This is a genomic window from Desulfofundulus sp., from assembly GCF_049701015.1.
GTDB lineage: Bacteria > Bacillota > Desulfotomaculia > Desulfotomaculales > Desulfovirgulaceae > Desulfofundulus.
In genome coordinates this window covers 1-5,120 of sequence record NZ_JBNATZ010000177.1, presented here as the reverse complement: position 1 = coordinate 5,120, position 5,120 = coordinate 1, and the positions used below count along the sequence as shown (strand labels likewise).

Sequence of the window (5,120 nt, the reverse complement as noted above, 5' to 3'; positions counted from 1 at the left end):
CAGTTAGTCCCGTAATAAGTTCGCCGGCACCGCGGGGGTCTGCGGGTTCGGCAGTAGTGGTACCGTCTGACAGGCCGCAGTCAGGAGACGTGACAGTGATAGGGCAAACAAGGTAGCAGCTGGAGAGAGGGCGGGTTACATGCCCGCTTTCTTTTTTTTGTAGAGTTTTTTGGGATGGGAGGTGGGTTGAGAGTGCGTCTCGCTTAAGAGGCGGGTTCTTGCACTCGATTTTTTATGGACCTTATAGCCAAAGTACGTGAACTCTCGAAGTACTTGAACGACGAGGCCATTGCGGATGCGCTGAAACTCACGCCTGAAGCTGTCCGGAGCATTCTGGAAGGGAAGGCGGAAGTGGAGCTGAAACAGGTTGAGCGGGAGGACCAGACGGTTCCCCTGATCCAGGTGAGCTCTGTCGAGACATCGTACAGGCAGAAAATTATTTCGGTGGGCAGGGCCAAAGGCGGGGTGGGCTGTACGGTAGTCGCCCTGGGATTGGCCTACCTGCTGAGCAAAAAAGTCAGGACGCTGCTTATCGACCTTAACTTTTCGGAAGGGGGGAGCGACTTATCGTATTACCTCAACCTTCCCGAGTACCCGCACATGGGCATGTTCCATGGCGACCTGGAGCAGTGCGTGGTTCACCTTGAGCCGAACTTCTCCGTTTTGCAGGCACCGAGGCACGCCAGCAGCGAAAAACGAGAGATCGGTGAGCTTATCAACCTTGCCCGGCAGGACTACGATGCGGTCGTGATGGACCTGCCGAACTCGCAGGACGGGCTGGTGCGGGAAGCGATGCAGCACTCCACGACACTGGTCCTGGTGACAGGCGGGCTGGAGTCCGAACTGGTGCGCCTGGCCGCGATAGCAGGCAGGTACCAGCGGAAGGAAATCATTGTGGTGGCGAACCGGAGCAGTTTGCCGGGGGAGGCCGTGGAGACTTTCAAAAAGGTCGTCCACATCGAGCAGGACAGGAATCTCTTGAAGACGCTGCGCAACTGCGACCTTCCGGGTGAGAAGACAGTATTCATGCAAGGGGTCGCACGTATCAGGGACGCTGTTTACGACAGGGACAGGAAGGGCGTCCTGCAAAAAGTCCTGGGCCTCTAGGAGGGAGCTTTGAGATGTTCAAAAAACCCCTGTTCAAGCGGGTCCTGCTGGTAGTAATAGCCCTGGCCATAGGGGGGTACTCCACGTTCCAGCTGAAAACGTTCCTTGAGCGGAACAGGCCGACGGAACAGGTCCTGGTGGCCAGGCGGGACATCATGCCGCAATCAGTGATCACACCGGGCGACATCGGTTTTGCTGACCTCCCAGCAGGGAGCAGGATACCCGGCTCCTTACAGGACCCGAAAGAGGTGGTGGGGAAGAAAGCCGTAATGACCATTTTCAAGAACGAGCAGATACTCCCCCAAAAACTCACCGATGCCAGCCTTGCGCTGGGTCCCGGGGAAGCGCAGGTGGGCCTGCCCGCGGACACCGTGGACGCGGTGGGCATGACCATTAAACCGGGGGACATCGTGGACGTGTACTGGCAGCCGCCTGCCGAGAAGGGGCTGCCGTCCTCACAGGACCAGCCCGCGGTCCAGCAGGCCCGGGAGATAGCGGAGCATGCGGTGGTTATCGATTTGGTAAACAAGAATAATACCAGCGCATACGGTGCTGCTCCCGCGCCTCCGGAAGAAAGAAGGCAGGGTACTGTAGACGACACACCTTCGGTTGTCGTTTTAAAGGTGAAAAACGATTACGTCCAGGCTGTTGCGACTGCCGTCGGGAACGGCAGGATTTATCTCGTAAAAAAGGGGGGATGAACCTGCTGGGATTCTGCCCGGGCAGATGGTTGCTCACATGAGGGGCGGGTGGTAAAATTAAGATCTGACGGGAGAACCGTGCGGGAACGGTTCTCCCGTTTTTTTACGAAAGGAAGGGGGTGAGATGCGGTGTTTCGAAAGGCGCTGACAACCGTGCTGATTTTCCTGCTGGTGGCTGGTCTTCTGCCCGTGTTCCCGCAGTGGGCAGTGGGTGGCGAGATCAGGGTCGAGCCCAGCCCGGCGGTCGTTTACGAAGGGAACTGCTGCCGGTTGCGCGTGACTAAAATCTTGCCAACGGGGGAGATGGTAAAGTACCTGGAAAAGGCGGAGTTTACTTCTGCTGATGCTTCCGTTGCATCGGTGGACCCTTTTGGTCTGGTCAAAGGTGTAGCTCCCGGTAAAACAGTAGTTACTGCTACCTGGAAGGGTTGTAGCGTACCAGTCGAGGTGATTGTCCTGCCTTTAGGAGCAAAGTTTCCTTCCAGGTCAGAACTGTCCCCCTCGCTGGTCGCTAAGTCCAGAGTCTCTCAGGCACCGGAGGTGGTCCAGTGTTATAGATCTGTGTCTACGGCTCCTGCGGTAGATACCTGCACCAGGGAAGCCTCCACACCGGGTATCATTTCCGTAAAGGATTCCGCTTACCAGGCGAAGGTGGAGCTTCTCTCTCTGCCGGGAGCGGTTCTTTCAGGTACTGAGGTGGAGGTTGTAGGGAAAGCTGCGGGTGCTCCCGGAGGCTCTCCCGTGTCCGTCTTCCTGGATGGGAACAGGGTAGCCGAAGGGCAGGTGTCGGATGGGAAATTTGTCCTGTCCTTCAAGAGCCCCGACGCTCCCGGCACCTATCGGGTTTGTGTGGAGGTAGCTGCCGGGAGGTCAACAGAAGGGGCTGAGGCAGAGCTCAAGGTGGTGCTTCCTCCTCCTGCTGGTTCTGTCGTTACCCTGGAAGCGAAAGTGGAGCCGGATAACGACACCTGTGAGATCACAGGAAGGGTTGCTGCCGGGGACGGAAAGCCGGTACCTGACGTGGGAGTGCCCTTGAAGCCTCCTCTGGACAGGTACCTGCCAGTAACCGGTAAAGACGGCAGTTTTGACCTGCACTTTGTCATTGGTGACGTTGCACCTGAAAAAGCGGGAGTTGTGGTCGCGCTGGACAGGGAAAGGGCTCCCGGCGTGGACGCTTCCTCTGCCGGGCTGGGTCTTGCCGTGCTGGCGGGTGCCTGGGCGGACACAGGCGTTGACGTTCCCGCCGACAGTCTGGTGGAGCTGAACGGGCCCGCAGGGCTGGCTGCCAGGATAGCGGCCCCGGACGGGAGCACCTGCGAAGTCAAACCTGATGGGAGCGGGAAGTTCGTTGCTGCAAGACCCGGCAGGCTCTACCTGGGCTGTCCCGGCAGCGAAAAGCCTGTACAGGACGTCTCCGTGAAGGTTACGCCGGTCAGGGTTGCCTGGGCCGTCCAAGGTTCTGGTTCTGGCGGTTCCGGGGAGCTGAAGCCGGAACTGCTTATCTGGTGTCCCGACAAGCTCTACGCCGACGGGAAGAGCACCGGCACGGTTACTGGCCGCGTTCGTTTTGGGGGGCTTTACCCGGGAGCAGGCTATGAGGTGAAACTTGCCGCGTCTTCAGGAGAGGTTTCTCCCGATACGGTGACGACCGACTCCACAGGCAGCTTTACGGCCACGTACACTGCCGCCGGAGAGCCGGGTACTGCAGAGATTACGGCCGCCGTCCCTCAGCTCGGGCTTTCTGCTGAGGCGCCTGTTCAGCTTGAACCTCCCCCGCCGGCAGGGGTAGTATTGCCTCCCAAGCTCACTCTGGTCACCGGCCACACCTACCGGATCAAGGTACTTGCCAGGTATGAAGACTATTCCGAAAAAGACGTGACAGGGGACGCGGCGCTCTCTTCTTCGGACCCGGCAGTGTTGGGAGTCCTCCCCGGCGGCCTGCTCGCCGCTAGAGAGGTAGGCGAGACTGTGCTTGCCGCAGCCTACGGCGGGAAACAGACGCAGGCGGATGTGGAGGTGGTCCCCGACGGTCAGGTGAGCGTGGAACTCGCTGATGTACCTCAACAGGCTTACACCGGGACTCCGGTGCAGCTCGAAGTGAAGGTTAGCCGCGTAGTTCAGGGGTCGGGCTACTGGTTTATGAAACCGGTTGAGGGAGCGGTCCTGGACCTGGGCTTCAGCAATGCCGGTTCTACTGAGGACGTGGCTGTTACGGGTGCTGACGGTTATGCAACCGTGACCTTTGTCCCCGGGGCGGCGGGGAAGGCTGCCGTGACGGTTTCCTACGCCGGCTGGACGAAGCAGGCGGAGGTGACTGTGTACCCGAGACCCGACTCCGTAAAGCTGGACGTTCCCGGTGAAGTCCTGCCGGGGATTACCGATGACATTCCGGTGAAGGCCGTGGTGACCGGCAGCGGGCAGCCGGTGCCGAACGTCAAGGTGGACTTCTCCCTTGAAGGTCAGGCTCCGGTCGAAGCCGTGACTGATTTCTGCGGTACCGCTCAGGCTAACCTGAAAGTACCCGGTGAGCAGGCTGCTGCGGGGAACGCCCGGTTCATCTCCTTTACGCAGATGACCCTCCAGGGGGACTACACTAACTACGGCATGTGGAGCAACCTGCGGCGTGGTTCGGCTGCGGCCGTGGTCACGGTCCCCGAAGGGAGGCAAGCCGTGGTGGTCTACAAGCTCCCGCAGGGGAGCTATGCCAACTGCAGCACTTTTTCCGTCCGGATAGACGGGGTGCTGGTAGCGCAGAACACCGGTCAGGTCGGGAGTCCCGGCGAGCAGGTCTCCGCCGAAGAGGTCCTCTGGACGTCCGGTCCCCTTCCACCCGGGGAGCGCACAGTGGCAATTGAAGCAAACCACCCGGTGGGGATCAACGTTTGGGGGCTGTGGGTGAAGTACGACCCGCCGGTTCAAGCTGTCCAGGCCCCCTCTCTGGTGGTAAAGGCGGAGTGCCCTGTGTTTGCCCTCGGTGCTGTTGCTGATGTTCCGGTCGCGGGAACCGTCGATACGGTGGTCCCCGTAGGCTGCACAGCGAGCCTGAAAAGTGCCGGTCTTGGGTACTACCACGTCTACCACTACGAGTTTACCGTTCCCGAGGGAGAGAAAGGCGTTTTCAAGGTGCAGGGGTCTGTTCAGTATCCGGGTTACGGAGTGTCTGTCTGGCTTGACGGGGAGAAGCTCGCGTCTTTGACTGCCAACCCGTGGACTGTTGCGTGGGCTTCCCCTGTTCTGGGTGCGGGGAGGCACGTCGTGGAAGTCCAAACGTACGACTTCTACGCCTTCTACCCTTCGGTGAACTTGCTTTAC

The 5,120-nt window shown here is 59.7% G+C and carries 3 protein-coding genes; all 3 read left to right on the top strand.

The annotated features are described in order from the left end of the window. Nucleotides 1-234: 234 nt before the first annotated feature. Complete coding sequence (locus tag ACPLUI_RS10635) at nucleotides 235-1,107, top strand: AAA family ATPase (protein ID WP_424660240.1); 873 nt, start codon at nucleotides 235-237, stop codon at nucleotides 1,105-1,107. A gap of 14 nt (nucleotides 1,108-1,121) precedes the next feature. Further along, nucleotides 1,122-1,808, top strand: coding sequence for a Flp pilus assembly protein CpaB (cpaB, locus tag ACPLUI_RS10630; protein ID WP_424660239.1), 687 nt, complete (start codon nucleotides 1,122-1,124; stop codon nucleotides 1,806-1,808). 129 nt (nucleotides 1,809-1,937) lie between these two features. Then, nucleotides 1,938-5,120: Ig-like domain-containing protein (locus ACPLUI_RS10625; RefSeq protein WP_424660238.1), on the top strand; the 3,183-nt coding region annotated here is incomplete at its 3' end.